The sequence below is a fragment of the Bradyrhizobium sp. CCGUVB1N3 genome, assembly GCF_024199925.1.
Lineage (GTDB): Bacteria > Pseudomonadota > Alphaproteobacteria > Rhizobiales > Xanthobacteraceae > Bradyrhizobium.
This window is the reverse complement of record NZ_JANADR010000001.1, coordinates 9203564-9229196: the sequence shown is the minus strand read 5'-3', so window position 1 is coordinate 9229196 and position 25633 is coordinate 9203564. Positions and strand designations below refer to the sequence as shown.

Below are 25633 nucleotides of genomic sequence, written 5' to 3'. Positions count from 1 at the left end.
CGTCCTTCCCGGTCTTTAGAGCCTTCCGAGGGGTCTCGGCGAGCCGCTCGAATATCACTATTCGCCGGGCTTGTCCCCCGCCTGAGGAGGCCCGTCAATGCGCAAGAAGCAGGGCTCGCCTTGCCAAGCCGGCAGACCCTAGGCAAGACGTCCCCGGCGAAAGAGCGAGAGCGGATCATGGCGGCTGACGTGGCCGAAAAATCGAGAAAATCGGCGCAAAGCGGCGGCCTAGCTGCGCGCCTGGCCCGTGAAATCACGGGCGAGGTCCTGTTCGATGCCTTCAGCCGCGGCCGCTACGCGACGGATGCCTCCTTCTATCAGATCATGCCCCTGGGCGTGGTTGTGCCGCGCAGCATGGACGAGGCTCTGCGGGCGCTGGCCGTTGCCCGCGACGAGGGCCTGAAGGTCACCCCGCGCGGCGGCGGCACCTCGCAATGCGGCCAGACCGTTAATGACGGCCTGGTCATCGATGTCTCGAAGCACCTGAACCGGATCCTCTCGCTCGACGTCGAGAACCGGACTTGCGTGGTCGAGCCCGGCATCGTGCTCGACGATCTCAACCGCCAGCTCAAAAGGCACGGCCTGTGGTTCCCGGTCGACGTCTCGACGGCGTCGCGCGCCACCATCGGCGGCATGGCCGGAAACAATTCCTGCGGCGGCCGTAGCTTGCGCTACGGCACCATGCGCGACAACACGCGGTCGATGGAAGCCGCGCTTGCCGACGGCACGATAGCTGGCTTCGGCGAAGTCCCGCGCGACCTCAGCGACGTGAACGCCGGTGGCGGCGCCCTCGCGCTGTTCCGCGACATGCTCGATCTCGGCGCGCGCGAGGCTGACGAGATCGCGGACAGGTTTCCGAAGGTGCAGCGCCGCGTCGGCGGCTACAATCTCGATGCGCTCACTCCGCGCAACGCGCCGAACAACATGGCGCATCTTCTGGTCGGGTCCGAAGGCACCCTCGCCTTCAGCACCAAGGTCGAGCTGAAGCTGTGGCCCGTCATCCGCAACAAGGCGCTCGGCGTCTGCCATTTCGGCAGTTTTTACGAGGCGATGGATGCGGCCCAACACCTGGTCAAGCTCAAGCCGATCGCGGTCGAGCTCGTCGACCGCACCATGATCGCGCTCGGCCGCGACATCGCGATGTTTCGCCCCATCATCGGCGCCGCCATCAAGGGCGATCCGGACGCGGTGCTGGTGGTGGAGTTCGCCGAGGAGGACCAGGCCGACAATCTCACGCGCCTGAAGCAGCTCGCCGAGCTGATGGGCGATCTCGGCTTCGGCTGGAACAACGACAAGCGCAAGTGGGGCGGCGTGGTTGAGATTACCGAGCCCGCCCTGCAAAGCGGCATCGCCGACTTCCGCGCCGCCGGCCTCAACGTCATGATGTCGATGAAGCAGGAGGGCAAGCCGGTCTCCTTCGTCGAGGACTGCGCCGTGCCGCTGCCTCACCTCGCCGATTACACCGCGCGGCTGAACGAGGTTTTTGCCAGGCACGGCACCAGCGGCACGATGTACGCGCACGCCTCCGAAGGCTGCCTGCATGTGCGCCCGGTACTGAACCTGAAGCTGGAGAAGGACGTGAAGGCGATGCGCGCCATCGCCGAAGAAGCCTTCGCCATGGTGCGCGAGTACAAGGGGTCGCATTCCGGCGAGCACGGCGACGGCATCGTGCGCTCGGAGTTTCACGCCACGATGTTCGGAGAGCGTCTCGTCGCGGACTTCAAGGAGGTCAAGCGGCGGTTCGATCCCGATGGCGTCCTCAATCCCGGCAAGATCGTCGATGCACCCAAGATGGACGACCGCTCGCTGTTCCGCTACCGGTCGGACTATCGCGTCACCGAACTGAAGACGAAGCTCGACTGGTCTGCCTGGCCCGGTGCGGGGGGCGGTTTCCAGGGCGCGGTCGAGATGTGCAACAACAATGGCGCCTGCCGGAAGCTCGAGGGCGGCGTGATGTGCCCGTCTTATCGTGCCACGCGCAACGAGAAGGACGTCACCCGCGGCCGCGCCAACACGCTACGGCTCGCGATCTCCGGCCAGCTTGGCCCTGATGCGCTTTCCTCCGACGAGATGATGGAGACGCTGAAACTTTGCGTCTCCTGCAAGGCCTGCCGCCATGAATGCCCGACCGGCGTCGACATGGCCAAGATGAAGATCGAGGTGCTCACCGCCCGCGTCGCGTCTCACGGCCTGTCGCTGCGCGACCGGCTGGTCGGCTATTTGCCGCGCTATGCGGGTATCGCCGCGCGCTTCGCGCCGCTTGCGAACCTGCGCAACCGCAGCGCTCTGCTGCGAAAGCTGTTCGAGCGCTTTGCCGGCATCAGCGCGCGCCGCGCCTTGCCCGCCTTCCGCAGCGATGTGTTTGCGCCGGCTGCGGAAGTGCTCGGACCTGCGGATGGCCGCGAGGTCGTGCTGTTCGCCGATACGTTCAATCGCATCTATGAGCGGGAAAACCTCGATGCAGCGCTGCGGGTGCTGGTCGCAGGCGGCTATCGCGTGCATCTGCCAAAACCTGCCAGCGGCACCCGGCCGCTGTGCTGCGGCCGCACGTTCCTGTCCGCAGGTCTCGTCGACGAAGCGAAGGCCGAGCTCGACCGTCTCACTACGAGCTTCACCCCGTTTGCCGCGCGGGGCGTGCCGATCATCGGCCTCGAGCCGAGCTGCCTGTTGACGCTGCGCGACGAGCTGTTGTCGCTGCGCAAGGACGACGACGCCAAGGCGGTCAGCGCCCACGCCCTCACCTTCGAGGAGTTTCTGGTGCGCGAGGCGGAAGCCGGACGCCTGCAACTGCCGCTCGGCGCGATCGCCGAGAAGGCGCTCGTACACGGCCATTGCCACCAAAAATCCTTTGGCGCCTTCAAGCCGGTCGAGCAGGTGCTGCGCCTCGTGCCTCGCCTGACGGTCGAGACCATCGAGTCGAGCTGCTGCGGCATGGCCGGTGCTTTCGGTTATGGCGCGGACACTTATGATGCCTCGATCGAGATGGCCGAGCTGTCGCTGCTGCCGGCCGTGCGCCGCGCGGACCAGGCGACGCTGGTGGTCGCCGACGGCACCTCATGCCGGCACCAGATCCATGACGGCAGTGCGCGCGACGCCCTGCATGTCGCGCGCGTGCTCGCCATGAGCCTCGATCGCGCCAATGCTAATCCAACGACCTCATCACACAAGGACATTCCAAATGGCTGAACTCTCCCTCGACACCGCCCGCAAGATCCTCGACGCCGCCTTCGCGAAGGCCACGGAGCTGAAGCTGAAGCCGCTCGTCGTCACGATCCTCGATGCGCGCGGCGTCCTCAAGCTCGCGGCGGCCCAGGACGGCACCAGCCTGATGCGCGCGGAGATCGCCCACGGCAAGGCCTATGGCGCGCTCGCGATGGGCATGGGATCGCGCGCCCTGTTCCAGCGCGCCCAGGAGCAGGCCTATTTCATCGACGCCGTGAACACCATCGCCAAAGGCGCGCTGGTCCCGGTCCCCGGCGGCGTGCTGATCCAGGACGGCTCCACCCTGCTGGGCGCGGTCGGCGTCTCCGGCGACACCTCGGACAACGACGAAGCCTGCGCCGTCGCCGGCATCCAGGCCGCAGGGTTGAAGGCGAACGCGGGGTGATCCTGCCCGGCGGGCAAATCAATCACGCGATGCCGTAGGGTAGGTTAGCCGAAGGCGTAACCCACCTCTCTTTTTCCCGGTTGTGAGAGAAGTGGTGGGTTACGCTGCGCTAACCCACCCTACACGTGACGGCAGACTCAAAACTCGAAAACAACCCCATGCAAAGTAGCCGAGGGCTCCGGCGCATCCTGCTGATTTTACGAAATCCATTGACACGCCGGGCAAATCAGGGGTAAAACGTCACCATCGGAAAATCCGCAATACTTGGCACCGTCACCCTGAGGTGGCCGCTTCTTCAGCGGCCCTCGAAGGGCGACGGCCCCGCTCTCGCCGCGACGACGTCGCAATGCGCGGATGCATTCGGGCCGTTCATCCTTCGAGGCTCCCCGCGCAGTGCGGACGCACTGCGCCGCTCGCACCTCCAGCGACAATGGCTTCGCCATTGCGCGGGGATGACGGAACTGACAGCACGATCACGTCACTTCTCGCTCACCGCCCGGTCCAGGACGGCTTGCGCTTTTCGCTGAACGCCTTGAGACCTTCCTTGGCGTCCTCGGTCATCGCGAGCAGCGCGATCTGGCTCTCGGTATAGGCGATGCTCTCGTCGAACGACATCGAGGCAATGGCGCGCATGGCGTATTTGCCGCGGCGGATCGCGGTCGGCGACTTGTCGACGATACGGCCGATCAGCCAGTCGACCTTGGCGTCGAGCTCGGCCGCGGGCACGACATAGTTCAGCAGGCCCGCCGCTTGCGCGGCACTCGCGTCAAACGGCTCGCCTGTGAGCGCCCATTCGTTGACGAGCCGCGGTGGCGCGATGTTCTGCAACAGGCTGAGCACCTGCATCGGAAACACACCGACCTTGACCTCGGGCAGGCCGAAGATGACGTGATCGGCGGCGACCGCCATGTCCGTCATGCACAACAGGCCCATGCCGCCGGCCATGCAGACGCCAGCGAGGCGCGCGATCGCAGGTTTCGTCGCATCCTGCGACAGCCGCAACAGATCAGCGTAGTCGACGTTGGGCCTGGAAAAGTCCATCGCGAAGGCGGCGCCGGAATTCTGCAAATCGGCGCCGGCACAAAACGCCTTGTCACCCGCCCCGGTGAGCACGATGACGCGGACGTCCTTGTCCTCATGCGCATCGCGATAGCCCCTGGCGATGCCGGCGATGACCTCGCCGTTGAGCGCATTTCGCTTCTCAGGGCGGTTGATGGTGATCCAGAACGCCTGCCCGCGCTTCTCGGTGATGACGCTGCTCGTATCGGTCATGGCCCGCTCGCCTGTCTGCTATTGCTTGCAGGCCATTTGCGGCAGGTCGGACGGCAGGCGCAAGCGCAATCTGCCGCCATCGCGCTGCTTTAGCGCCTCGACACAACTTTGCGTGGCGACAACGCGCGCCTCAGGCGGTGGAGGCGGCCTTCTTCAGCCAAACCTTGTTGTCGTGGAACGGTGCGCCACCGATCGGCGCGATCGTGTCCGCACCGGTCAGAACGTTGATGCCGCGGCCGCCGATGTGGTCCTTGTTCGGATGGACGGATTCCGCGATCAGCACGCCGCGCCGCACGCCGTCGAACAGCGTCGCAATGAGCGTCGTCTCGCCGCGGGTGTTGCCAAGCGTCACGGCATCGCCCTCGGCAATGTCGAGCGAGGCGGCATCCAGGGGATGGACCATCACGCTCGGCTTGCCCTCGCGGGCCTGCGAGGACGGCGTCTCGTTGAAGGTCGTGTTGAGGAAGCTGCGCGAGGGGCTCGTCGCGAGCCGGAACGGATGGTCCTGGTCGGCCTCTTCGATCACGGCCCAATGGTCCGGCAGCGACGGCATCTTGTCGAAATCGCCCATCATCAGGCCGAACGGCGGATGTGCCCAGTCGGCCTTGAAGTGGAATTTCTTGTCGACGTGCGCAAAGCCGTCAAGAAAGTGCGAGGTGCGGAAGTCCGGCTGGAGATCGCGCCAGATATCCGCCTCGAGCGTCTCGATATCGCCGTGGCCGCTCAGCTTCAGCGTCGCGTCGATCAGTTCGCGCGGCGACATCTCAAAACCCCGATGCTCGGCCCCGAGACGCGGCGCCAGCGCCTGCAACACCTCGTGGTTGGAGCGGCATTCGCCGGGTGGGTCGATCAGCCTGGGCCCGACGGAGATGTGCTGATGGCCGCCGCCGTAATAGAGATCGTCGTGCTCCATGAACATGGTCGCCGGCAGCACGATGTCGGCCATCTGCGCCGTTTCGGTCATGAACTGCTCATGCACCGCCACGAACAGGTCCTCACGCGCAAAGCCCTGGCGCACCAGCACCTGCTCCGGCGCGACCGTCACCGGGTTGGTGTTCTGGATCAGCATCGCCTTGACGGGACCCTTGCCTTGCAGGGCCTCGGCATCGCCGGTCAGGATGCGGCCGATCTGGGACTGGTCGAGCGCGCGTGTCGAGCGATCGATCGCCTCGTGTCCTTCGATGATGGATTCGTCGAAGTGCCACAGCGCGTAATTGTTGAAGAAGGCGCCGCCGCCCTCATATTGCCAGGCGCCGGTCACCGCGGGAATGCAGGCCGCCGCATGCATCTGGGCCGCACCGTTGCGGCTGCGGCTGAAGCCCATAGCCGAGGCGGAAGAACGTCCGCTTGGTCTCGCCGACCGCCTTCGCAAAGGCCTCGATTTCGGCAACCGGGACGCCGCAGATCGCGGAGGCCCATTCCGGCGTGCGCGTCTTCAGATGCGCTTCGAGCTCACCGGGACAATCGGTGTACTTGTCCATATAGGCGCGATCGGCATAGCCATCGCGGAACAGGACGTGCATGACGCCGCAGGCGAACGCGCCATCGGTGCCGGGACGCAGGATGATCTTGATGTCAGCCTGCTTCATGGTCTCGTTGTCGTAGATGTCGACGGCGGCGATCTTCGCACCGCGCTCCTTGCGGGCGCGGGAGGCATGCGTCATCACGTTGACCTGCGTGTTGACCGGGTTGGTGCCCCAGATCACCACGAGGTCGGAGACACCCATCTCGCGCGGATCGACGCCGGCGATCTTGCCGGCGCCCACCGCAAAGCCGACGCGCGCGACGTTGGCGCAGATCGTCGAATAGAAGCGCGAATATTTCTTCACATGCGTAAGGCGGTTGAGGCCGTCGCGCATCACCAGCCCCATGGTGCCGGCGTAGTAATAGGGCCAGACCGCCTCGGCGCCGAATTCGCGCTCGACCGCGTTGAAGCGATGCCCGATCTCGTCGAGCGCCTCGTCCCAGGAGATCCGCGCAAACTGGCCCGAGCCCTTCGGCCCCGTACGGCGCATCGGATACATCAGCCGCTCGGGGTGATGGATGCGCTCGGCATAGCGCGCGACCTTGGCGCAGACGACGCCGGCCGTATAGGTCTGCTGCTTCGAGCCGCGGACGCGGCCGATGCTACGGCCCTCAATGACCTCGACATCGAGGGCGCAGGCCGATGGGCAGTCGTGCGGGCAGGTGGAATGGCGGATCGCGATCTTGGCGTGCTGGTTCATGGCCAAACTCGTAACATCAAAGTACCGGCCAGCCGAGCGCATTTATCCGGGATTGCCCATGCAAATTGCTGGGGCCGACCTGCCCTGTTCCCGGCCCGGCCACACCGGAAACCGCGCGATATTCCCGCATCGGTCGACTTTGTGAGGCGTCGACAGCCGGCTTGGCCTGTCGCTACAGTGCGCGCCAACAAGAACGACATCAGGGAGGCGGGCATGACGCGCCCAAAATTCGTGCTGGCATTGGCCGCCGGGCTGCTCACCCTATTCTCCGCGCCGCGCTGCTTTGCGCAGGATTACCCCGCACATGCGGTCCGGATCATCGTCCCCTTCGGCGCCGGCGGCCCGGCCGATGTTGCAGCGCGGTTGATCGGCAATGTTCTCCAGGAAAGCTTTGGTCAGCCCTTCGTGATCGAGAACCGCACCGGCGCCGGCGGCGTCATCGGCACGCAGGAGGCCGCGAAGTCGCAGGCCGACGGCTACACGCTGTTGATGATGTCCAACACCCAGACCGCGAACGAATCGCTGCTGACGTCTGCGCAGCGCAAATACGATCTGATGCGCGACCTCGCACCGATCGCGCCGGTGAACTATTCCGATCTCGTCATCGTCGTCCATCCCTCAGTGCCTGCGAAGTCGCTTTCTGAGTTCATCGCACTCGCCAAGTCGCAGCCGGGCAAATTGAATTACGCGTCATCGGGACAGGGCACGCCCTATCACATGGCGGGCGAGCTGTTCAAAGCAATGGCCGATATCGACGTCGTGCACGTCCCCTATCGCAACAGTGGCGAGGCGCGCAGCGGCGTGATCGGCGGACAGGTGCAGATGATGATCGACGCTGTCCCGGCGATGGCACCGAACGTGACGGAGAACCAGGTGCGTGCGCTCGCCACCACCGGCAAGCAGCGCTCTGCAGTGCTGCCGAACGTTCCGACCGCAGGCGAAGCCGGCGTACCCGGCTATGAAGCGACCATCTGGCTCGGCCTGATGGCGCCGGCGGGCACGCCCAAACCAGTCATCGACAAGCTCAACGCCGCCGTAACGGCGCTGGTGAAGCGGGCCGACATCGTCAAGCTATGGACCGAACAGGGTGCCGTGCCGATGGCGATGACGCCGGATGAGTTCGACAAATTCCTGCGCGGCGACATCGTGAAATGGGCCGATGTCGTCAAGAAGTTCGACAAGTCCTGAGGTCGTCGTCCGGCAATGCCAACCATTCGATTTCGCCTGAACGGCTCCGACACCGCGATCGACGCCGATTCCGATGAGACGCTGCTCGCAGCGCTGCGCGGCAAGCTTGGCCTCACGGGAAGCCATTTCGGCTGCGGCGCCAATGAATGCGGGGCGTGCTACGTCATGGTCGATGGCCACGCGCTCGCCTCCTGCGACATGCCGCTGTGGTCGGTGGCCGGCAAGCAGGTCACGACCGTGGAAGGCCTCGGCACGCCCGAACATCCGCACCCGCTGCAGCACGCCTTCATCGCCGAGCAGGCGATGCAATGCGGCTATTGCGTGCCGGGTATCCTGATCAGTGCGGCGGCACTGCTGCAACGCAAGCCATCACCGACCGAGGCGGAGGTCAGGGAAGCGCTTGATCGCAACCTCTGCCGCTGCGGCTCGCAGAATCGCATGGTGCGGGCGGTATTGCGCGCGGCATCGGGGATGGCCGCGCCATGAGCACGCCGCCCCCTGCCCCGCAACTGCCGCCCAGCCTGGCTGCCAATCCAAGGCTGTCGTCCTGGGTGAAATTCACGCCCGACGGATGCGTTGCGATTTCACCCGGCAAGGTCGAGATCGGCCAGGGCATCGTCACGGCGCTGGCGCAAATCGCAGCCGACGAGCTCGACGTCGATATCGGCCGGATCGCGATGATCCGCGCCTCGACGGCCGCGAGCCCGAACGAAGGCGTCACCTCGGGCAGCCTCTCGATCCAGCAATCGGGCCGCGCGCTTCGCCAGATCTGCGCCGAGGTGCGCCGGTTGTTCCTCGCAGCGGCGTCGGAACGGCTCGGCGTCGAAGCATCGACGCTCGAGATCGACGATGGCACGATGTACGGACCGGGCAATGTCCGGACCAGCTATTGGGAGCTCGCCGACGAGATCTCGCTCGATCGCAGCGCGACGGCGGAAGCGGCCGCGAAGCCGGCCGCCACCCGCAGTGTTGCCGGGCAGTCGATTCAACGGATCGACATTCCCGACAAGGTGTTCGCGCGGCCGCGCTTCATTCACGATACGCCGCTGGCGAACATGCTGCACGGCCGCGTGCTGCGGCCGGAGGTGTCGGGCGCAAAGCTCGTCGCGCTCGATGAAGCAGCAGCGCGCACGGTTGCCGGGTTCGTCGCCATCGTGCGGGACGGCAGCTTTGTGGGCGTCGTGAGCGAGACCGAGGACGGCGCCGAGGCCGCGTTGAAAGCGTTGCGCAGGGGCGCGACATGGTCGGCGGGCGAGCCGCTGCCGAACGAGGACGATCTGGCTGCGTTCCTGAAGGGCCAGCCGGTCGAGACCCGGGTCATCGACACCAAAACCGCAGCCGCACCAAAGCAGGTCGCACGCACGATCCGCCGGCAATACACCCGTCCCTATATCGCGCACGCCTCGATCGCGCCGTCCTGCGCGATGGCGCAATGGGAGGAGAATCGCGTCCGCGTCTGGACGCACAGCCAGGGCGTCTACATGCTACGCGCCGACCTTGCGATCGTGCTGAAGCTGCCGGTTGAAAGCATCACCGTCGAGCACATGGAAGGCGCCGGCTGCTACGGCCACAATGCGGCCGATGACGTCGCGCTCGACGCGGTGCTGCTCGCAAAGGGAGCCGGCGGGCGGCCGGTGCGGGTGCAATGGTCGCGGCACGATGAGATGTCGCATGCGCCGTTAGGTGCGGCGATGGCGATCGAGATCGAGGTGGATCTCGACGCGCATGGCGAGATCGTCGGCTGGCGACACCGGATCTGGAGCAACGGCCATACCGCGCGGCCGGGACGCGCAACGCAGCCTGCCCTGCTCGCGGCAACCGAGCTCGCAACGCCCTACCCGCGCCTGATCTCGTCCGATCCTCCGGCGGCCAATGGCGGGGGCAGCGATCGCAACTCCGTTCCGCTCTACGACTTGCCCGCCTGGACGATCGAAAGTCACCGGCTCCTGACCATGCCGATACGCACCTCGGCGCTGCGGACACTCGGCGCGCAGGGGAATGTGTTCGCGATCGAATCCATGCTCGACGAGATCGCGTCCATCCGCGGTGAAGACCCCGTCCAGTTCAGGCTGCGGCATTTGCGCGACGAGCGGGCCAAGGATGTGATCCGCGCTGTCGCAAAGCGGGCGGGATGGAAACCGGAAAAGAAGGCCGGCATCGGCTACGGCCTCGGCTTTGCGCGCTACAAGAACACCGGCGCCTATTGCGCGGCGATCGCCGAGATCGAAGGCGAAGCGGACATTCGCGCCAAGCGGCTGACTCTCGCGGTTGACGTCGGCGAGGCCATCAATCCGGACGGCGTGATCAACCAGATCGAGGGCGGTGCGGTCCAGGCTACGAGCTGGGTCTTGAAGGAGCGCGTCCGCTTCGACCGCACGCGCATCACCTCGACGTCCTGGACGGATTATCCGATCCTGACCTTCAGCGAGGTGCCCGCCGTCGACGTCGAGGTCATCCTGAGGCCGGAGATCGCACCGGTCGGCGCCGGCGAGGCCGCCCACGGCCCGGTGACGGCGGCGATTGCGAACGCGGTGTTCGATTGCCTCGGGATCCGCGTGCGCGACCTGCCGATCACGCGCGAGAGGCTGATCGCAGCAATGGAGCTTGCATCGTGACGGCAATCCATATTTTGAGCGGCGGCGCGGCGCAGGGCCTCGTCGCCCAGCTTTCCCCGACCCTCGAAGCGCGCACGGGCCGCGGGGTCGAAGGCGAGTTCGGCGCGGTCGGCCTGATGGCCGACAAGTTGCGTCGGGGCACGCCAGCCGACGTCGTCATCCTGACGCGCGCGCTCGTGACGGGGCTAGCCGACGAAACGCTTGTCGATCCGACCTCGATCGTCGACGTCGGCGTGGTCGAGACCGCGCTCGCCGTCCGCGCCAACGACCCCAAGGTCACCGCCAGGACCGAGTCTGACCTGCGGGACGCGCTCCGCGCGGCCGATGCGATCTTTGTCCCCGACACCAAGGCTTCCACAGCCGGAATTCACGTCGCCAAGACGTTGGACCGGCTCGGCATCGCCGGAGAGGTTGCGTCGCGCCTCAAGATCTTTCCGAACGGCGCAACCGCGATGCGGCAGCTCGCGGCATCCGATGCCAAACGGCCGATCGGATGCACGCAGGCGACCGAAATCATCGCGACAGAGGGCATTATTCTCTCCGGCTCGCTGCCGCCGGGACACGAGCTCGCGACGACGTACACGGCGGGTGTGACGACGCGCGCGACACATGTCGCCGCGGCGCGCGCCCTGATCGAGCTGCTCGCCAGCGCAGACCAGAAGGAGCTGCGCCGGCGCATGGGCTTTGCAGGCTAGCACGGAATGGCTTTAGGTCGAATCGATTGGGCCAGAGGCTTGCTCAACCTCTCCCGCTTGCGGGAGAGGCATAGGCCGCCTTGGGCGGCCGTCCTCTCAAAGAACGCCGAGGCAATGCCTCGGCTATGGCGAAGCGCCGGGTGAGGGCTCTCTCCCCTTGGGGATTGTCCACTGCGGAGACACCCTCTCCCCAGCCCTCCCCCGCAGGCGGGGGAGGGAGTGCACCTTCCTTGTGGCAACAATCAAGCCTAATCACGCTTTAGACGACGCGCACTATTTGCTGAGCTGCGTGAGACCGGTCGGCGGTCCGTCGACGGCGGTCCAGCCGCCGTCGACGAACAGCGTGCTGCCGCTGACATAGCTTGCGGCATCCGAGGCGAGATAGGCCACGGCGGTTGCGACCTCGTCGGCACTGCTCCAGCGATTGAAGACGGTATGCCGGGCATAGAGATCGTAGATGTCGGGACGCTGCTTGAACGGGCCGGTCAGCGCGGTCTCGGCAATGCTCGGCGCAATCGCGTTGACGCGGACGCCGGCATGCCCGACCTCGGAGGCAAAACCCTTCACCAGGAGGCCGATCGCGGCCTTGGTCGATCCATAGATGCCAAGGCCGGGCTCGATGGTGACCGCGCGCACCGACGAACAGGCGATGATGCTGCCGCCCTTCTGCTCGACCATAATGCGGCCGAAGGCCTGGAAGAACCAGACGGTGCCCTTGACGTTCAGGTTGAGGACGCGGTCGAGATCCTCCTCGGTATAATCGAGAATGGTCTTGCGGATGTTGAGACCCGGCGTCGTCACCGCGATGTCGAGCCGCGGGAATTTCTGCATCACCGTGCTGGCGAGCACATTGACATCCGCGGCGCTCGCAGCATCGCACGCGGCAGCTTCCGCCCAGCCCCCGTTGTCGCGAATACCCGCAGCGGTCGCTTCCGCTGCGTCAAGCGCGCGATCGGCACAGACGACGCGAGCACCGAGTCCGGCCAGCGCCTCGGCCGACGATTTGCCGATGCCGGACGCGGCGCCGAGCACCACCGCCGTCTTGCCGGTGAGATCAAAGAGCTTGCGATAGTCAGTCACAGACAGATTCTCCCTGTTGCTGTGACGCAAAGTATCGCAAGCGCGGTTCGCCGGCCAAGTGCCGGCGTACGCACGGCTGCTATCCCTTGTACCCCATCAGCAGGCGCGGCAGCCAAAGCGAGAAGGCGGGGACGTAGGTCACGAACATGAGCGCTGCGATCAGGGCGGCGTAGAACGGCAGGATGGTGCGCATCACCGCGCCCACCGAGATGCCGCCGATGGCACAGCCCACGAACTGCGTCGTTCCGACCGGCGGTGTGTTCAGTCCCAGGGCGCAGTTGATCAGCATCAGCATGCCGAACTGCACGGGATCCATGCCCGCCTTCATCGCAATCGGCAGGAAGATCGGCGTGCAGATCAGGATGGTCGCCGCCATGTCCATGAAGGTGCCGAGCAAGAACAGGATGACGTTGATGAGCAGGAAGATCATCCAGGGTTCCGAGGACACCTTGTTCATCATGTCGCCGGCGAGGTCGGCCACCTCGTAGAGCCCCATCAGATACTGGAACATGGTGGAGACGCCGATCAGCAGCAGCACCACGCCCGTCGTCTTCACCGCCTTGGCCGCGGCCCGCAGGAAGTTCTGCAGGGTCATGGTACGGTAGATGAAGAAGGTCAGCAGGATCGTGTAGGTGACCGCGACGGCTGCGGATTCGGTTGCCGTGAAGACGCCGGACAGGATGCCCGCCAGGATGATGCCGACGATCAGGAGGCCGGGCAGAGCGGCCGCGAACGAGCGGAAAACCTCGGCCCAGCCCGGGAACTTGCCGGCCGGATAGCCTCGCTTCACCGCGACCGCGTAAGCGGCAACCAGCATGCACGCCATCAGCACGAGCGCTGGCAAGATGCCCGCGGCGATCAGCGCGCCGATCGATACCTTGCCGCCGGCGGCCAGGGCATAGATGATCATATTGTGGCTGGTCGGCATCAGCGCTCCGACCAGCGAGGCGTGGGTGGTGACGTTGACGGCGTAGTCGGTGTCGAAACCCTCCTTTTTCATCATCGGGATCATCACCGCGCCCATCGCCGACACGTCAGCCACCGGCGAGCCGGATACGCCACCGAACAGCGTGCAAGCGACCACGTTCGACATACCGAGCCCGCCGCGGATGTGTCCGACGAGGTTCTTGGCGAGCTGCACGATCTTGTCGGCGACGCCGCCATGCAGCATCAGCTCACCGCTGAAGACGAAGAACGGGATGGCGAGGAAGGAAAAGATGTTCATCCCCGACATCATCTGCTGGAAGATGACGGCAACCGGCAGGCCTTCGTAGAGGATGGTGCAAATCGCCGAGAGGCCGATCGCGAAGGCGACCGGTACGCCGAGGATCAGGAAGCCGAAGAAGGTGGCGCCGAGAATGATCAGTTCCATGAGGGGACGACCTCTTCGCCGCGCAGGAGAGCAATGATGTGCTCGATTGAAAAGGAGACGATCAAGACGCCGGAGGCGATCAGCGGAATGTAACGGACAACCTCGGGAAGGCCGAGATTGGGGATCTTCACGGTCCCGACCGACGCCCCGAGTATCCAGCCGTTGTAGACCATCGCAACGCCGAACAAGGCCACCAGAACGTGGATCACAAGCTCGATTTTCTCTCGCAAATGATCCGGAAGCATCACGAGCAGGCTGTCCATGCCGATGTGTCCGGCATCGCGCACGCCGACGGCGGCGCCGATCAGCGTGACATACAGGATCAGAACCAGCGCAAGGTTCTCCGTCCAGGTCGGACTGGAATTGAGCACGTAACGTCCGAACACCTGGTAGAACACGATGGTGACGATGACGAGCAGGCCGCTCACGGACACATACATGCCCAGCCGAGCGACGATGGCATTGATCCGCGACAGCAAGCCGGTAGACGGGCGTGCCGCACCGGCCTCCGGCTCGTGGCTTGCGAGGTGTGGGTCTGACATTCCCTCGTCTCCTTGCGAGGGTCCGGCGTCCACCTCGCGGCGACGCCGGAACCCGACGCTCTGTTCTTACTTCGTGTCCTGGATACGCTTGACGAGGCTCTGCAGCTTTTCGTCGCCGGCGAACTTCGTGTACACCGGCTTCATCGCATCGACGAATTCCTGCTTGTTGGCGATCGAAACGACCTGAACGCCGGCCGCCTCGACGGTCTTGCGGGACGCCTGCTCACGCTCGTCCCAGAGCTTGCGCATCACGGGCACCGATTCCTTGGCCGCCTTGCGGATCATCGCCTGATCCTCCTTGCTCAGCGTGTCCCAGACCTTCTTGGACATCACGAGAACTTCGGGTGCCAGGGAGTGCTCAGTGACGTTGTAGAACTTGGCGGCCTCGAAATGGCGCGACGACTCGTAGGAGGGCCAGTTGTTCTCGGCAGCGTCCACCAGACCGGTCTTGAGAGCGGTATAGACCTCGCCATACGGCATCGGCGTCGGGTTGGCCCCGAGGCTCTGGATCATGCCGACCCACAGATCGGATTGCTGGACGCGTATCTTCAAGCCCTTGAGATCCGCGAGCGACTTGACCGGTGCCTTGACGGTATAAATGGACCGCGCGCCGCTGTCGTAATAGGCAAGGCCGATCAATCCTGCAGGCTCCATGGCCGCCAGGATCTCATCGCCGATCGGCCCGTCGAGGACCGTGCGCATATGCTGCGTATCCCGGAAGATGAAGGGCAGGCACAACGTGACGGTTTCCGGCACGAAGTTGTTCAACGGCGATGCGTTGATCCGCATCATGTCGAGTGCGCCGATCTTGAGTTGCTCGATGGTATCCTTCTCGGAGCCCAGGGCTCCATTGGGAAACACCTTCACACCGAGCTTGCCGCCGCTCGCCGTCGCGAGCTGCTTGCCCATGAACTTGACGGCCTCGACGGTCGGATAATCGGCGGGGTGCACGTCCGCAGAGCGGAAATCGCGTGCGGTCGCCAGGGGCGCTGTGACCGCCAGTGCAACGGCTGTGACGATGCCGGTTAGTGTCTTCATCTGGTCTTTCCTCCTCAATTGATTATGTCGTCGTTGCGCGGGTGCTGCGGGCAGCCTTAAGGCGCTCCCCTTCAGGTGTGAAGTCAAGCGTCACAAACGCACCACTTTGGTAGGATTGAGCGACGGAGTCGAGGGAAACCATGCCAATGTTTCCGCCTGCCCTGGAAAGTGCGACCGTCATCGCGCCCTCTCCGGCGGGGACCTGCGTGGCAGGTGCCGGCCTCCCTGCAATCGCGCCTCGCCATCGGCCAATGCCGGATGCGAGGTAACGATGCTCGTCGTATCCATGGATGTTCCTCTCGTTTTATGCTCGGCCGCTATTGGTTGCGGCTTGGAGGTTCGGACGAGACGGTCGTCCCATTCCTGTGCGAACGCGCTGCATCAGCGCGATGTCCGCCAATGTCGTCCCTAGGACGGGCAGCCTTCCGAGTCCAAGCCAAATCCGGCATCGATCAATGCAGGAGTTGCATCGATCGATCAGCCCCTTCAAGATGCTCCGAAGCAGAACGGGACATCTTGAGGGAACGGCCATGCCGCGGGAGCTGATCGACATCTCGGTGCCGTTGCAGAATGACGTGCCGGCCGACCCGCCCGGCAACCATCCGACGATCCAGTACATCGACCACCAGCAGGGCCTGCCGCGCATGCTGCAGTTCTTCGACGGGCTGAAGGCGGAAGATCTGCCTGACGGCCAGGGCTGGGCGGTCGAGCAGGTATCGCTGTCGACCCACAATGGCACGCATCTCGACGCGCCCTGGCACTTCCATCCTACCATGAACCGCGGCGAGCGCGCCTGGACCATCGGCGAGGTGCCGCTCGAGTGGTGCCTGCAGCCCGGCGTGAAGCTTGACTTCCGTCACCTGCCGGACGGCTATGTGGCGACGGCCGACGACGTGGAGAAGGAGCTCAAGCGTATCAGGCACACGCTGTCGCCGCTGGAGATCGTCGTCGTCAACACCAGCGCCGGCGCGAAATTCGGACGCGCCGATTACGTCAACTCAGGCTGCGGCATGGGCTATGAGGCCACGATGTATCTGCTTGAGCGCGGCGTGCGTCTGACCGGCACCGACGGCTGGAGCTGGGACGCGCCATTCTTCCATACCGCGAAGAAATACGCGGAGACCGGGGATGCGAAGCTGATCTGGGAAGGCCACAAGGCCGGGCGTCACATCGGCTACTGTCATCTCGAGAAACTGCACAATCTCGATCAGCTGCCGTCGACGGGCTTCACGGTCTCCTGCTTCCCCGTGAAGATCGAGCGCGCCTCGGCAGGATGGACGCGAGCCGTCGCCATCATTGACGGCTGATACCGAACGCTATCACTCGCCTTCGAGACCACTTTCGGCGAGTTCGCGCAACGCGTCGACGTCGAGCACGACGATGGCGCCATGCTCGAGGCGGACCCAGCTCCGCGCGGCCCAGGCCCGCAACTGCTTGTTGATGCTCTCGCGGGTCATGCCGACCATCTCGCTGATCTCCTGTTGGGTGATCAAGAGGGTTCCGCTGCCGGAGTCGAACTTGCGCTCCTCGGTCAGGCCGAGCAGCGCACTGGCGAGCCGTCCCGGCAGGTTCTGCAAGATCACCTGCTCGACCTGCTGGCTGGTCCAGCGCAGCCGGCCGCAGAGCAGCTCGATGAATTTCATCGCCAGTGCCGGCTGGCTCTTCACGAAGGGCAGGAAGTCCCGGCGATCGATGATGTAGAGCTCACAGTTGGTATTGGCGGTCGCGTCCGCCGACCGTGGCGCACCATCGAGCACCGCGATCTCGCCAAATATTTCTCCGGGACCGATCAAATTGAGGATGGCATTGCGGCCATCGGGCGAAGAAGAGGAAATCTTCACCGTGCCGGAGATGACCGCGAAGAGGTTGTTGCCGGGATCGCCCTTGGCCGCAATCATCGCACCGCGCTTGACGGTGGTGTGCTTGGCATAGCGGCAGAGCTGATCGAGCGCGTCCGGCTCCAGATCAGCGAAGATCGGATGCTTGCGCAGCACCGACAGTTTGTTGCCCGACGACTGCCGGGGATCGCTGGTCTTGTCCTGAGGCACGCCGCCGGACTCCTAAGACTGCGAGGTACTGGTGTTCCTGCGTAGTCAACGTTGCCGGGCTTTTCAACCGGAAACCACATATATGCACCTTTGGACAAGGGCCGGGAGAAGGGACCGTTCCCGCCGCCCAAAATTCGCATCCACAGGCTGCAATCGCGCGATATACACGATGCTGAGTTGCGAATTAACCATGGCGCAGCGATGGACGGCCTTCGCCCGGCAGGGTCAGGATGGGCTCCCAGCTAACTCCATTTCAGGTCAAGCCGACGGGCTATGACCTCAGCCGCTTCAATGTTTGAAGGCTGTTTCGTTCGACTTGAGCTGGTTGGGCCTCGTTTGGCGGTCCGCCCACGCCAAAACCGCCGCGAAGGCGACGAAGACGGTCACAACGGCAATGCTCATCAACAGCGCATCGGTCGGCATGTGCCTCTCCCCAGAACTCTCATCAGCCTGGGCATTTTGCGCGGCGGCCGATCGTCGTCGTTGATCGCGATCAAAAATCAGCGATCACCATGGAAAGAGGTCTCTCAGGCCGCCGCCAGCGCCTCGGCGCGGGCCGGGTCAAGCAGGCTGATACCGCCATGGATGATCTCGATCACGCCGACGCGCTCGAGCCTGGTGAAGGTGCGGCTGACCGTTTCGATGGTCAGTCCGAGATAGTCGGCGATATCCTGGCGGCTCATCGGCAGCGGCACCGTGCTCGACGGCCCGTTGAACGGTGTCAGGCGCTCGCGCCAGCCGAGGAGAAATGTTGCGACCTTTTCCTCCGCCGAACGGCGTCCCAGCAGGACCATGTGATCGCGAGCCTGGCTCAATTCGCGCACGGCCAGCTCGTTGATGCGGCGGAGGAGATGCGGCCTCTCCTCGATGAAACGGCCGAACGCGGCCTTGGCGAACTGGCAGACTGTCACGGCGCCGATCGCGTCCGCAGAAAAGTTGTGGCGACCGGAGACATTCATTCCCAGGAAGTCGCCCGGCAGCGCGAAACCGACGATTTGCCGTCGCCCATCCGGCAACAGCTTGTAAAGCCTCATCACGCCTTCGAGGAGATTGTAGAAGGATGTCGTGATGTCCTCTTCGGAAAACACCGTCTCGCCGGCGGTAAAATGCACCTGGCGTCCGAGATGCTCGAACTGCCTGAGCTCAGCCGCATCGAGCGAAGCGCACACGCTGAACTCACGTATCGAACACTCCCTGCAGAAGTGCCCATTGGGTTCGATTGCAACCAGGGAAGACTTCATCCATCGCTCCAGCGGAGCGCGGCCCCTTCGGCCTCAAGCCTGAGTCTGCCGCGCGTCGGCATTTTACTGCCTTGTCACAAACGCAGTTGACCCAGATCAATTTTGCGGGACGCCGCCTCCGTATTCTCTGTGCCGCCGTCCGAGATCACTCCTCCATGCTGCAAGTCACGCTTCGTCAGATCCTGATCGCGCTTCTCCTGGCCACACCGGCAGTCGCCGCCTCCAAGCCCGAGCAACGCGGCGAAGCCTACGCGCGCGCCAATTGCGCGCGGTGCCATGCCATCGACCGCAGGTCGGAAAGCCCGCTGAAGATCGCCCCGCCGTTCCGGACGTTGCATCAACGCTACCCGATCGAGACGCTCGGAGAAGCGCTCGCGGAGGGCATCTATACCGGCCACGCCGACATGCCTGCCTTCGAGCTCGATCCGGACCAGATCCACGATCTCCTGTCTTATCTGAAGACCCTGGAATAGCGACTGCTAGTACGACTGCGTCACGAGCACTCCTTTCCTTATCCTGAGGAGCGCGGAACGCGCGTCTCGAAGGATGGCCGCGGGTGAGATCCGGGCCTTCTTGGTTCGCCCGGCGATGCGCAGCATCGTCCGGAGACGCGCTCCGCGCTCCTTACCATGAGGGTCTTTGACGCAGTAAGACTAGACCGACTGCACGGTCCAGCCGATCAGCTCCTTGGCGATCCGCGCGAAGGCGGCATTGAAGGCCTCGACCGCGGCCGCCGGCTCGACCTTGTCGAGATTTTCGTTCGCCTCCAGAAGACGCGAGGCGATCACCTTGCCGCTCTTGTCGACGATCCTGGCCGTGAGGCTGATCTCCGCGACCGGATCGCCGTCGGTCGAGATCCGGAAGCGCCTGACGTCGATCAGGAGCTGATGGTCCGCCTGACCGACATCGCTCGTTCGCAACGGGGCGTGGGCAATGTCATAGTTCTCGAAACTGTCAATGAGTCTTGCCTGCAGCAGCTTGGGAATGCTGTCGGCCCACAGGAACTCGGCAAAGCCGGGATAGTCGCCGGTCGGTGAGAACAGCATCCGCTGTGTCTGCAACATCGCGACCGCGGTCGGTTCCGGGATTGCCAGCGCTTCCGACAGGGTCTTGCCTACGGCGCCGAGGTTCTGCGGCGCGCGAAGATCATAGGTGATCTTCTGGGTGGGAGCACCACCGCCTGTCATCTTCTCCAATCCTGCGACAATGCCGTCGAGCTTGCCCGTGTTGCGTGCAAGCCCGTCCGAGAAGGTCTTGAAATTGGCGATCGTATCCTTGAGTGGACCGAAGTTCTCTTCCAGCACCGAATCCACGCGGCGCAGAGCATCGCGCGCCGCCTGCGTCATGCTCTGTCCGGCACCGGCGTCGGCGATCAGCACCGGCATCTCGCCCTGCTTTGCGACCATCATGCCGCCTTCCAGCGCCACCACCGGCACGCCGGTCAGGCCCTGGAAATCGAGCCCGACCTTGGTGTCGGCGCGCACCGGCGTGACGGAGGCCACCGAGATCGTCGCATTGACGAAGCGCGGATTGTCCGGCGCCAGCGCAAGCGCCGTGACCTCGCCGACACGGATGCCGTTGAACAGCACGCCGGCGCCGACCAGAAGGCCGGGCACCGGACCCTGGAATTGCACGTGGTAGCTGGTGCGCGGCCCAATGCCGCCGGTGTTGTTCAGCCAGTAGATAAAACCGAAGACCGCGAGAATCGCAGCCATCACGAAGGCGCCGATCAGGACGTAGGGAGCGCGGGTTTCCATGTCTCATCTCATCTGGGGTTGCAGCATCTGGGAGCGCTTGCCGTGGAAATAGGCTCGCACCCAGGGATGCTCGGATTGAAGCAGCTCGCGCATCGGCCCGATCGCCACGATCCTCCCGTCTGCAAGCGCCGCGACGCGATCGCACACGGTCGTGAGACTGGCGAGATCATGGGTAACCATGAACACGGTGAGCCCCAAGGTCTTCTGCAAGGTCTTGATCAAAGCGTCGAAATCGCCGGCCGCGATCGGGTCGAGGCCGGAGGTCGGCTCGTCCAGGAACAGGATCGGCGGGTCGAGTGCCAGCGCACGCGCCAGCGCCACGCGCTTGGTCATGCCGCCGGACAGTTCTGCCGGATATTTGTCGCCGTCCTGCGGCCGCAATCCCACCATCTCGAGCTTTGCGGTTGCGATCTCGTCCATCAACTCCTGCGACAGGACGAGATTTTCGCGGAGCGGAAACTGGATGTTCTGCCGCACCGTCAGCGATGAGAACAGCGCACCCTGCTGAAACAGAATGCCCCATTGGCTCGCGACGCTCTGGGTGCCTCGGTCGTGCGTCGCACCGATCGGCTGGCCCATCACGTCGATCTCACCGCTCCGACGTGGGATCAGGCCGATGATGGTGCGCATGAGAACTGACTTGCCGCCACCGGATGCTCCGACCAACCCGAGGATCTCGCCGCGGCGGACGTCGAGCGACAGATGATCGAGCACGATCTGGCGGCCGAAGCCGACCACGAGATCGCGGACGCGGATCGCGAACTCCTGAGAAGCATCAGCCATCGTCACATTCCGATCGAGGCAAAGAAGATCGCAAATAGGCCGTCAAGCACGATAACGAGAAAGATCGACTTCACCACCGACGTCGTCGTCTGCTTGCCCAGCGACTCGGCACTGCCCTTCACGCGCAATCCCTCGCTGCAGGCGACGATGCCGATCACCAGCGCCATGAACGGCGCCTTGAGGATGCCGACCTTGAAATGGGTGACCGAGATCGCCTCGTGCAGCCGCGCGAGATAGATCGCCGGCCCCATGTCGCCGTAGAACTGCGCGACCAGGCCGCCGCCATAGAGCGCGGCAATCGATCCGATGAAGGCCAGGATGGGGAGCGCAATGACCAGCGCCATCACGCGCGGCAGGATCAGCACGTCAACCGGATCGAGCCCCATGGTCGAGAGCGCATCGATCTCCTCGCGCATCTTCATCGAACCTAGCTCGGCGGTATAGGCGCTGCCCGAGCGCCCGGCGACCATGATGGCGACGATCAGGACGCCGAGCTCGCGCAGCACCAGAATGCCGACCATGTCGACGGTATATGACTCGGCGCCGAACCTGCGGAAATGAAAAAAGCCCTGCTGCGCGATGATCGCGCCGATCAGGAAGGTGATGAGCATGATGATCGGGATCGCCTGCCAGCCGATGCGGTAGAGCTGATAGACCAGCGAGGTCAGCCGCAACGATCGCGGCCTCAGCACGACGCCGATCAAGGCCATGAACAGAGCGCCCAGCATTTGCAGGAAGATCGCGATATCTTCCCGCGCGCCGACCGTCGCCTTGCCGAGATCGTTCAGCCGCAGCAAGGCCGGGTTGGGTATCGGCACGGGCGCGGGGTTGTTGCGATTGACCTGACGAACCTCGTCCATGAGGCCGCTATAATTGTCGGCAACGCCGACGAACTCAGCCGGGCTGCCCGTCGACGGGCTGCGGCGGGATAGTTTCTCCAGCAGCCACGCGCCGAGCGTGTCGAGTTCGCTCACCCCGCTCATGTCCAGCTTCACGGCCTTCGACCGCTCGACATCGGCCTTCACCGATTGCGACAGCGATTCGAGCTTCGAGACATTGGCTGCAGTCCACGGCCCGGCCGGCCGCAGCTCGAGCACGTCGCCGGACGGCATCGCCGCCAACAGAGGTTCAGCGTTCAAGATCACACCTCCTCGGGACAACCGGTCCCAAGCTAGCATGCGTTTCTAGGCCGGCGCATGGCAGCCAGATTGACCTGCCTCAAGCGGTCAATTCCGTCATTCCTTGCGCATCATGGCTCGCGACTTCGTCGCGCCCCGGAATGAGATCCCGAAATGACGTCCAGTGAATCGGACGTCAGAGACACGGCGTTAGAGTTTCAGCCGTACGTCGCAGATATCAGGCTCGACCGGGTCGGGCTTCACCTCGAAGCCGAGCTGCCGGCACATGTCGAGCATCACGATGTTCTCCTGCAGCACATCGCCCGATATGACCTTCAGTCCTTCCGACCTCGCATATTCGATGATCAGCTGCATCAGGACCCATCCGAGTCCCCTGCCCTTCAGATCGGACCGCAACAGAATAGCGTACTCGCCGTTCTCATAGATCGAGTCCGAATGGATGCGGACCACGCCGACCATGTCGCCGGTCGCCTCGTCGAAGGCGATGAAGGCCATCGCGCGGGCATAGTCGAGCTGGGTCAGGCGCGCGATGAACTGATGGGTGAACTCCTTCATCGGTGCGAAGAAGCGCAGGCGCAAATCATGCGGCGTCACGTGCCGCAGGAATTCGTGAATGGTCGGCTCGTCCTCGGGACGCATCGGCCTCACGAAGATGCGCCAGCCCTCCTTAAGCTCGAGGTGACGCTCCCATTGCGACGGATAGGCGCGGACGGCAAAATTGCCGGGCCCTGAGCCAGCGAACTTTCGCTGCGGCGCCCCGACCGCGACGCGCGCATCGACCGCCGTCACCCCGGTCTCGTCGGCAAGCAGCGGATTGATGTCCAACTCCCGGATCTCGGGAATGTCAGCGGAGATCTGGGCGAGCTTGACCAGCACCATCGCGACGGCGTCCTGCTTGACCGCCGGCACGTCGCGATAGGCGCGCAACAGGCGCGAGACGCGGGTGAGCTCGATCAGATCGCGGGCGAGCTGCAGGTCGAGCGGCGGCAGCGCCAGCGCCTTGTCATTGATGATCTCGACCGCGGTACCGCCCCGCCCGAAGACCACGACCGTGCCGAAGGTCGGGTCGTCGGCAAGACCGAGGATGAGCTCACGCGCCTTCGCCTTCACGACCATGGCCTGCACGATGACGCCGGAAATGCGCGCCTCGGGCCGCAGCTTCCTCGCCCGGGCCAGAATGTCGGCAGCAGCCGTGCGCACGGCTTCGGGCGTGGTCAGGTTGAGGACGACGCCGCCAACGTCGGACTTGTGCACGATGTCGCGTGACAGGATCTTGAGCACGACGGTTGCGCCTTGCGCAAACATCTCCCTGGCATAAACGACCGCCTGCTCGACATCGACGGCCGCGTAGGTCGGCACCATGGCGATATCGTAGGCCTCGAGCAGCCGCTTGATCTCGACCGGCTCGAGCCATTTGCGGCCGTCGGCAATGGCCGTCCTCACGATCTGTCTGGCGGCTTCAACGTCGGGCGCAAACGCGTCGGGCATCGCGGGCGGCACCTGCGTGAGCTCCTCGACGAGCTCGCGATGTCGCACCAGGTGCATGAAGCCGCGCACCGCATCGTCTTCTGTCGGGTAGTTCGGGATGCCCGCACTTGAGAGCGTCTCGACGATTGTCTGGTCGGCGCCGACCCAGGCGGCGAGCACGGGTTTCGCCCAGCTGCGATGCTGCTCGCGGTATTTCCTGACGAGTTCAGTCACCGTCGTCGCAATATCGGACGCGGACGCGATCGCGGTCTGGACGTTGAGCACCAGCACGGCGTCGTTGCCGGGATCGGCGAGCAGAACTTCAAGCGCAGCCGCATAGCGCGCGGCGTCGGCATCGCCGACGATATCGACAGGATTTGCACCAGACCAGGTCGGCGGCAGCACCGCATCGAGGTTCTGCCGCGTCTCCGGCATCATGGGTGCGGGAATGCCGCCGAGCTCGACGAGGCGATCGACCGCGAGAACGCCGATACCGCCGCCATTGGTGAGAATGGCGAGCCGCTTTCCGTTCGGCGATTCGACGCGGCCGAGCGTCTCCGCACAGTCGAACAGCTCGCGCAGGTCCGATACACGCAGCATGCCGGCGCGGCGGAACGCCGCGTCGTAAACCGCATCGGCACCGGCGAGAGCGCCGGTATGCGTCGCAGCCGCGCGCGCGCCTTGCGCCATGCGGCCGGACTTCACGACGACCACCGGCTTGACCCGCGCCGCAGCGCGTGCCGCCGACATGAATTTCCGTGCGTCCTTGATAGCCTCGATATAGAGCAGGATCGCGCGCGTCTTGTGGTCGAGCGCGAAGTAGTCGAGGAGATCGGCGATATCCACGTCGCGCTGGTCGCCGATCGAGACGATCCCGGAGAAGCCGACACCACGCTGCGCCGCCCAATCCACCATGCCGGCGGCGATCGCGCCGGACTGCGAGATCAGCGCCAGGCTGCCTGCGCCGGGCATATGCGCGGAGAAGCTCGCGTTCAGGCTCACGCCGGGCATCATGATCCCCAGGCAATTGGGACCGATCAGCCGCATGCCGTGTCTCTGCGCCGCGACGAGCGCCGCCTCTTCAAGGGATCCCGGCCCATGCCCGAGGCCCGCGCTCACGATCAGCGCGCCCGCCGAGCCGCGGCGACCGGCCTGCTCGATGATGCCGGGGACCTCGCTCGCCGGCGCGGTGATGACAACCAGCTCCGGCACGAATGGCAGCTTGTCGAGACTGTCCACTGCGGGAACGCCGGCGATCTCGGCATAGCGCGCGTTCACCAGCCCCAGTTCGCCCGCAAAGCGGGCCTTGCGGATGTTTTCCAGAACCGCGCGCCCCACCGACACGTGGCGCGGGCTGGCTCCGACGAGCGCCACCGATCTGGGCGACAGCAAATTCTTCAGACGATAGGTCGACATGTCGCAATCATTCATTCGGCGCCAGGCCACGTGCGTGGAACCCGGCCATGACGGATGGCTAACGCCCTAAAGCGCGATGAGATCAGTATGAATCGTCATCGCGCTTTAGGCTGTTGCTTGAGCATGATCTTTTCGGAAAACCGTTTCA

20 protein-coding genes and 1 pseudogene are annotated in these 25633 nt (G+C 64.5%); 8 read left to right on the top strand and 13 right to left on the bottom strand.

Going from position 1 to position 25633, the window contains the following annotated elements:
- Positions 1-177 precede the first annotated feature (177 nt).
- The gene (locus tag NLM33_RS43600; protein ID WP_254104636.1) at positions 178-3186 is read left to right on the top strand and encodes an FAD-binding and (Fe-S)-binding domain-containing protein; all 3009 of its coding nucleotides are present in this window, start codon (positions 178-180) and stop codon (positions 3184-3186) included.
- Positions 3179-3607, top strand: coding sequence for a heme-binding protein (locus NLM33_RS43595; protein ID WP_254104629.1), 429 nt, complete (start codon positions 3179-3181; stop codon positions 3605-3607). Before NLM33_RS43600 ends, NLM33_RS43595 begins: the two co-directional genes overlap by 8 nt.
- 489 nt (positions 3608-4096) lie before the next feature.
- Here the strand turns inward: NLM33_RS43595 and NLM33_RS43590 are convergent, their stop codons facing one another.
- Positions 4097-4879 (bottom strand): enoyl-CoA hydratase/isomerase family protein, encoded by a 783-nt coding sequence (locus NLM33_RS43590; RefSeq protein WP_254104627.1) that lies wholly within the window; start codon positions 4877-4879, stop codon positions 4097-4099.
- 130 nt (positions 4880-5009) lie between these two features.
- Positions 5010-7104, bottom strand: a pseudogene (locus tag NLM33_RS43585) (molybdopterin-dependent oxidoreductase).
- A gap of 213 nt (positions 7105-7317) precedes the next feature.
- Between NLM33_RS43585 and NLM33_RS43580 the strand changes: the two are divergent.
- The 4 genes from NLM33_RS43580 to NLM33_RS43565 are packed head-to-tail and all read left to right on the top strand — an operon-like array spanning position 7318 to position 11602.
- Entirely contained in the window at positions 7318-8292 is a 975-nt protein-coding gene (locus NLM33_RS43580; protein ID WP_254104625.1) for a tripartite tricarboxylate transporter substrate binding protein, read from the top strand.
- A 15-nt stretch (positions 8293-8307) separates the two neighbouring features.
- Positions 8308-8778 carry a (2Fe-2S)-binding protein gene (locus NLM33_RS43575; protein ID WP_254104623.1) on the top strand — a complete coding sequence of 157 codons (471 nt, stop codon included), beginning with the start codon at positions 8308-8310 and terminating at the stop codon, positions 8776-8778.
- Positions 8775-10907: a xanthine dehydrogenase family protein molybdopterin-binding subunit gene (locus tag NLM33_RS43570; RefSeq protein WP_254104620.1), complete on the top strand. Its 2133-nt coding sequence runs from the start codon at positions 8775-8777 to the stop codon at positions 10905-10907. Before NLM33_RS43575 ends, NLM33_RS43570 begins: the two co-directional genes overlap by 4 nt.
- A complete protein-coding gene (locus tag NLM33_RS43565; RefSeq protein WP_254104616.1) occupies positions 10904-11602 on the top strand; it encodes a substrate-binding domain-containing protein in 699 nt (232 codons plus the stop codon). Before NLM33_RS43570 ends, NLM33_RS43565 begins: the two co-directional genes overlap by 4 nt.
- 273 nt (positions 11603-11875) lie before the next feature.
- Here NLM33_RS43565 and NLM33_RS43560 read toward each other — a convergent pair whose 3' ends face one another.
- The 4 genes from NLM33_RS43560 to NLM33_RS43545 all read right to left on the bottom strand — a co-directional run bounded on the left by NLM33_RS43560 (position 11876) and on the right by NLM33_RS43545 (position 15634).
- Positions 11876-12682: an SDR family NAD(P)-dependent oxidoreductase gene (locus NLM33_RS43560; protein ID WP_254104614.1), complete on the bottom strand. Its 807-nt coding sequence runs from the start codon at positions 12680-12682 to the stop codon at positions 11876-11878.
- A 79-nt stretch (positions 12683-12761) separates the two neighbouring features.
- Complete coding sequence (locus NLM33_RS43555; RefSeq protein WP_027528479.1) at positions 12762-14054, bottom strand: TRAP transporter large permease; 1293 nt, start codon at positions 14052-14054, stop codon at positions 12762-12764.
- On the bottom strand, positions 14045-14596 hold the full coding sequence (locus tag NLM33_RS43550; protein ID WP_254104612.1) for a TRAP transporter small permease: 552 nt from the start codon (positions 14594-14596) through the stop codon (positions 14045-14047). The genes NLM33_RS43555 and NLM33_RS43550 overlap by 10 nt, the downstream gene beginning before the upstream one ends.
- Before the next feature lie 66 nt (positions 14597-14662).
- Positions 14663-15634: a TRAP transporter substrate-binding protein gene (locus tag NLM33_RS43545; RefSeq protein ID WP_254104610.1), complete on the bottom strand. Its 972-nt coding sequence runs from the start codon at positions 15632-15634 to the stop codon at positions 14663-14665.
- 530 nt (positions 15635-16164) lie between these two features.
- Here NLM33_RS43545 and NLM33_RS43540 point away from each other — a divergent pair.
- Complete coding sequence (locus NLM33_RS43540; protein WP_254104609.1) at positions 16165-16941, top strand: cyclase family protein; 777 nt, start codon at positions 16165-16167, stop codon at positions 16939-16941.
- Between the two features lie 12 nt (positions 16942-16953).
- Here NLM33_RS43540 and NLM33_RS43535 read toward each other — a convergent pair whose 3' ends face one another.
- The 3 genes from NLM33_RS43535 to NLM33_RS43530 all read right to left on the bottom strand — a co-directional run bounded on the left by NLM33_RS43535 (position 16954) and on the right by NLM33_RS43530 (position 18923).
- Positions 16954-17682 (bottom strand): Crp/Fnr family transcriptional regulator, encoded by a 729-nt coding sequence (locus tag NLM33_RS43535; protein ID WP_254104607.1) that lies wholly within the window; start codon positions 17680-17682, stop codon positions 16954-16956.
- A gap of 288 nt (positions 17683-17970) precedes the next feature.
- Entirely contained in the window at positions 17971-18105 is a 135-nt protein-coding gene (locus tag NLM33_RS49430) for a hypothetical protein (protein WP_256570594.1), read from the bottom strand.
- A gap of 104 nt (positions 18106-18209) precedes the next feature.
- Positions 18210-18923 carry a helix-turn-helix domain-containing protein gene (locus NLM33_RS43530; RefSeq protein WP_254104601.1) on the bottom strand — a complete coding sequence of 238 codons (714 nt, stop codon included), beginning with the start codon at positions 18921-18923 and terminating at the stop codon, positions 18210-18212.
- Positions 18924-19078: 155 nt separating this feature from the next.
- On the opposite strand from NLM33_RS43530, the gene NLM33_RS43525 reads away from it, so the two are divergent.
- On the top strand, positions 19079-19396 hold the full coding sequence (locus tag NLM33_RS43525) for a cytochrome c (protein ID WP_254104599.1): 318 nt from the start codon (positions 19079-19081) through the stop codon (positions 19394-19396).
- A gap of 180 nt (positions 19397-19576) precedes the next feature.
- On the opposite strand, the gene NLM33_RS43520 is transcribed toward NLM33_RS43525, so the two are convergent.
- The 4 genes from NLM33_RS43520 to NLM33_RS43505 all read right to left on the bottom strand — a co-directional run bounded on the left by NLM33_RS43520 (position 19577) and on the right by NLM33_RS43505 (position 25485).
- On the bottom strand, positions 19577-20680 hold the full coding sequence (locus NLM33_RS43520) for an MlaD family protein (protein WP_254104597.1): 1104 nt from the start codon (positions 20678-20680) through the stop codon (positions 19577-19579).
- Positions 20681-20683: 3 nt separating this feature from the next.
- Complete coding sequence (locus tag NLM33_RS43515; protein ID WP_254104596.1) at positions 20684-21463, bottom strand: ABC transporter ATP-binding protein; 780 nt, start codon at positions 21461-21463, stop codon at positions 20684-20686.
- A 2-nt stretch (positions 21464-21465) separates the two neighbouring features.
- Complete coding sequence (locus NLM33_RS43510) at positions 21466-22602, bottom strand: ABC transporter permease (protein ID WP_254104595.1); 1137 nt, start codon at positions 22600-22602, stop codon at positions 21466-21468.
- Between the two features lie 189 nt (positions 22603-22791).
- On the bottom strand, positions 22792-25485 hold the full coding sequence (locus NLM33_RS43505) for a bifunctional acetate--CoA ligase family protein/GNAT family N-acetyltransferase (protein WP_254104594.1): 2694 nt from the start codon (positions 25483-25485) through the stop codon (positions 22792-22794).
- Positions 25486-25633 lie beyond the last annotated feature (148 nt).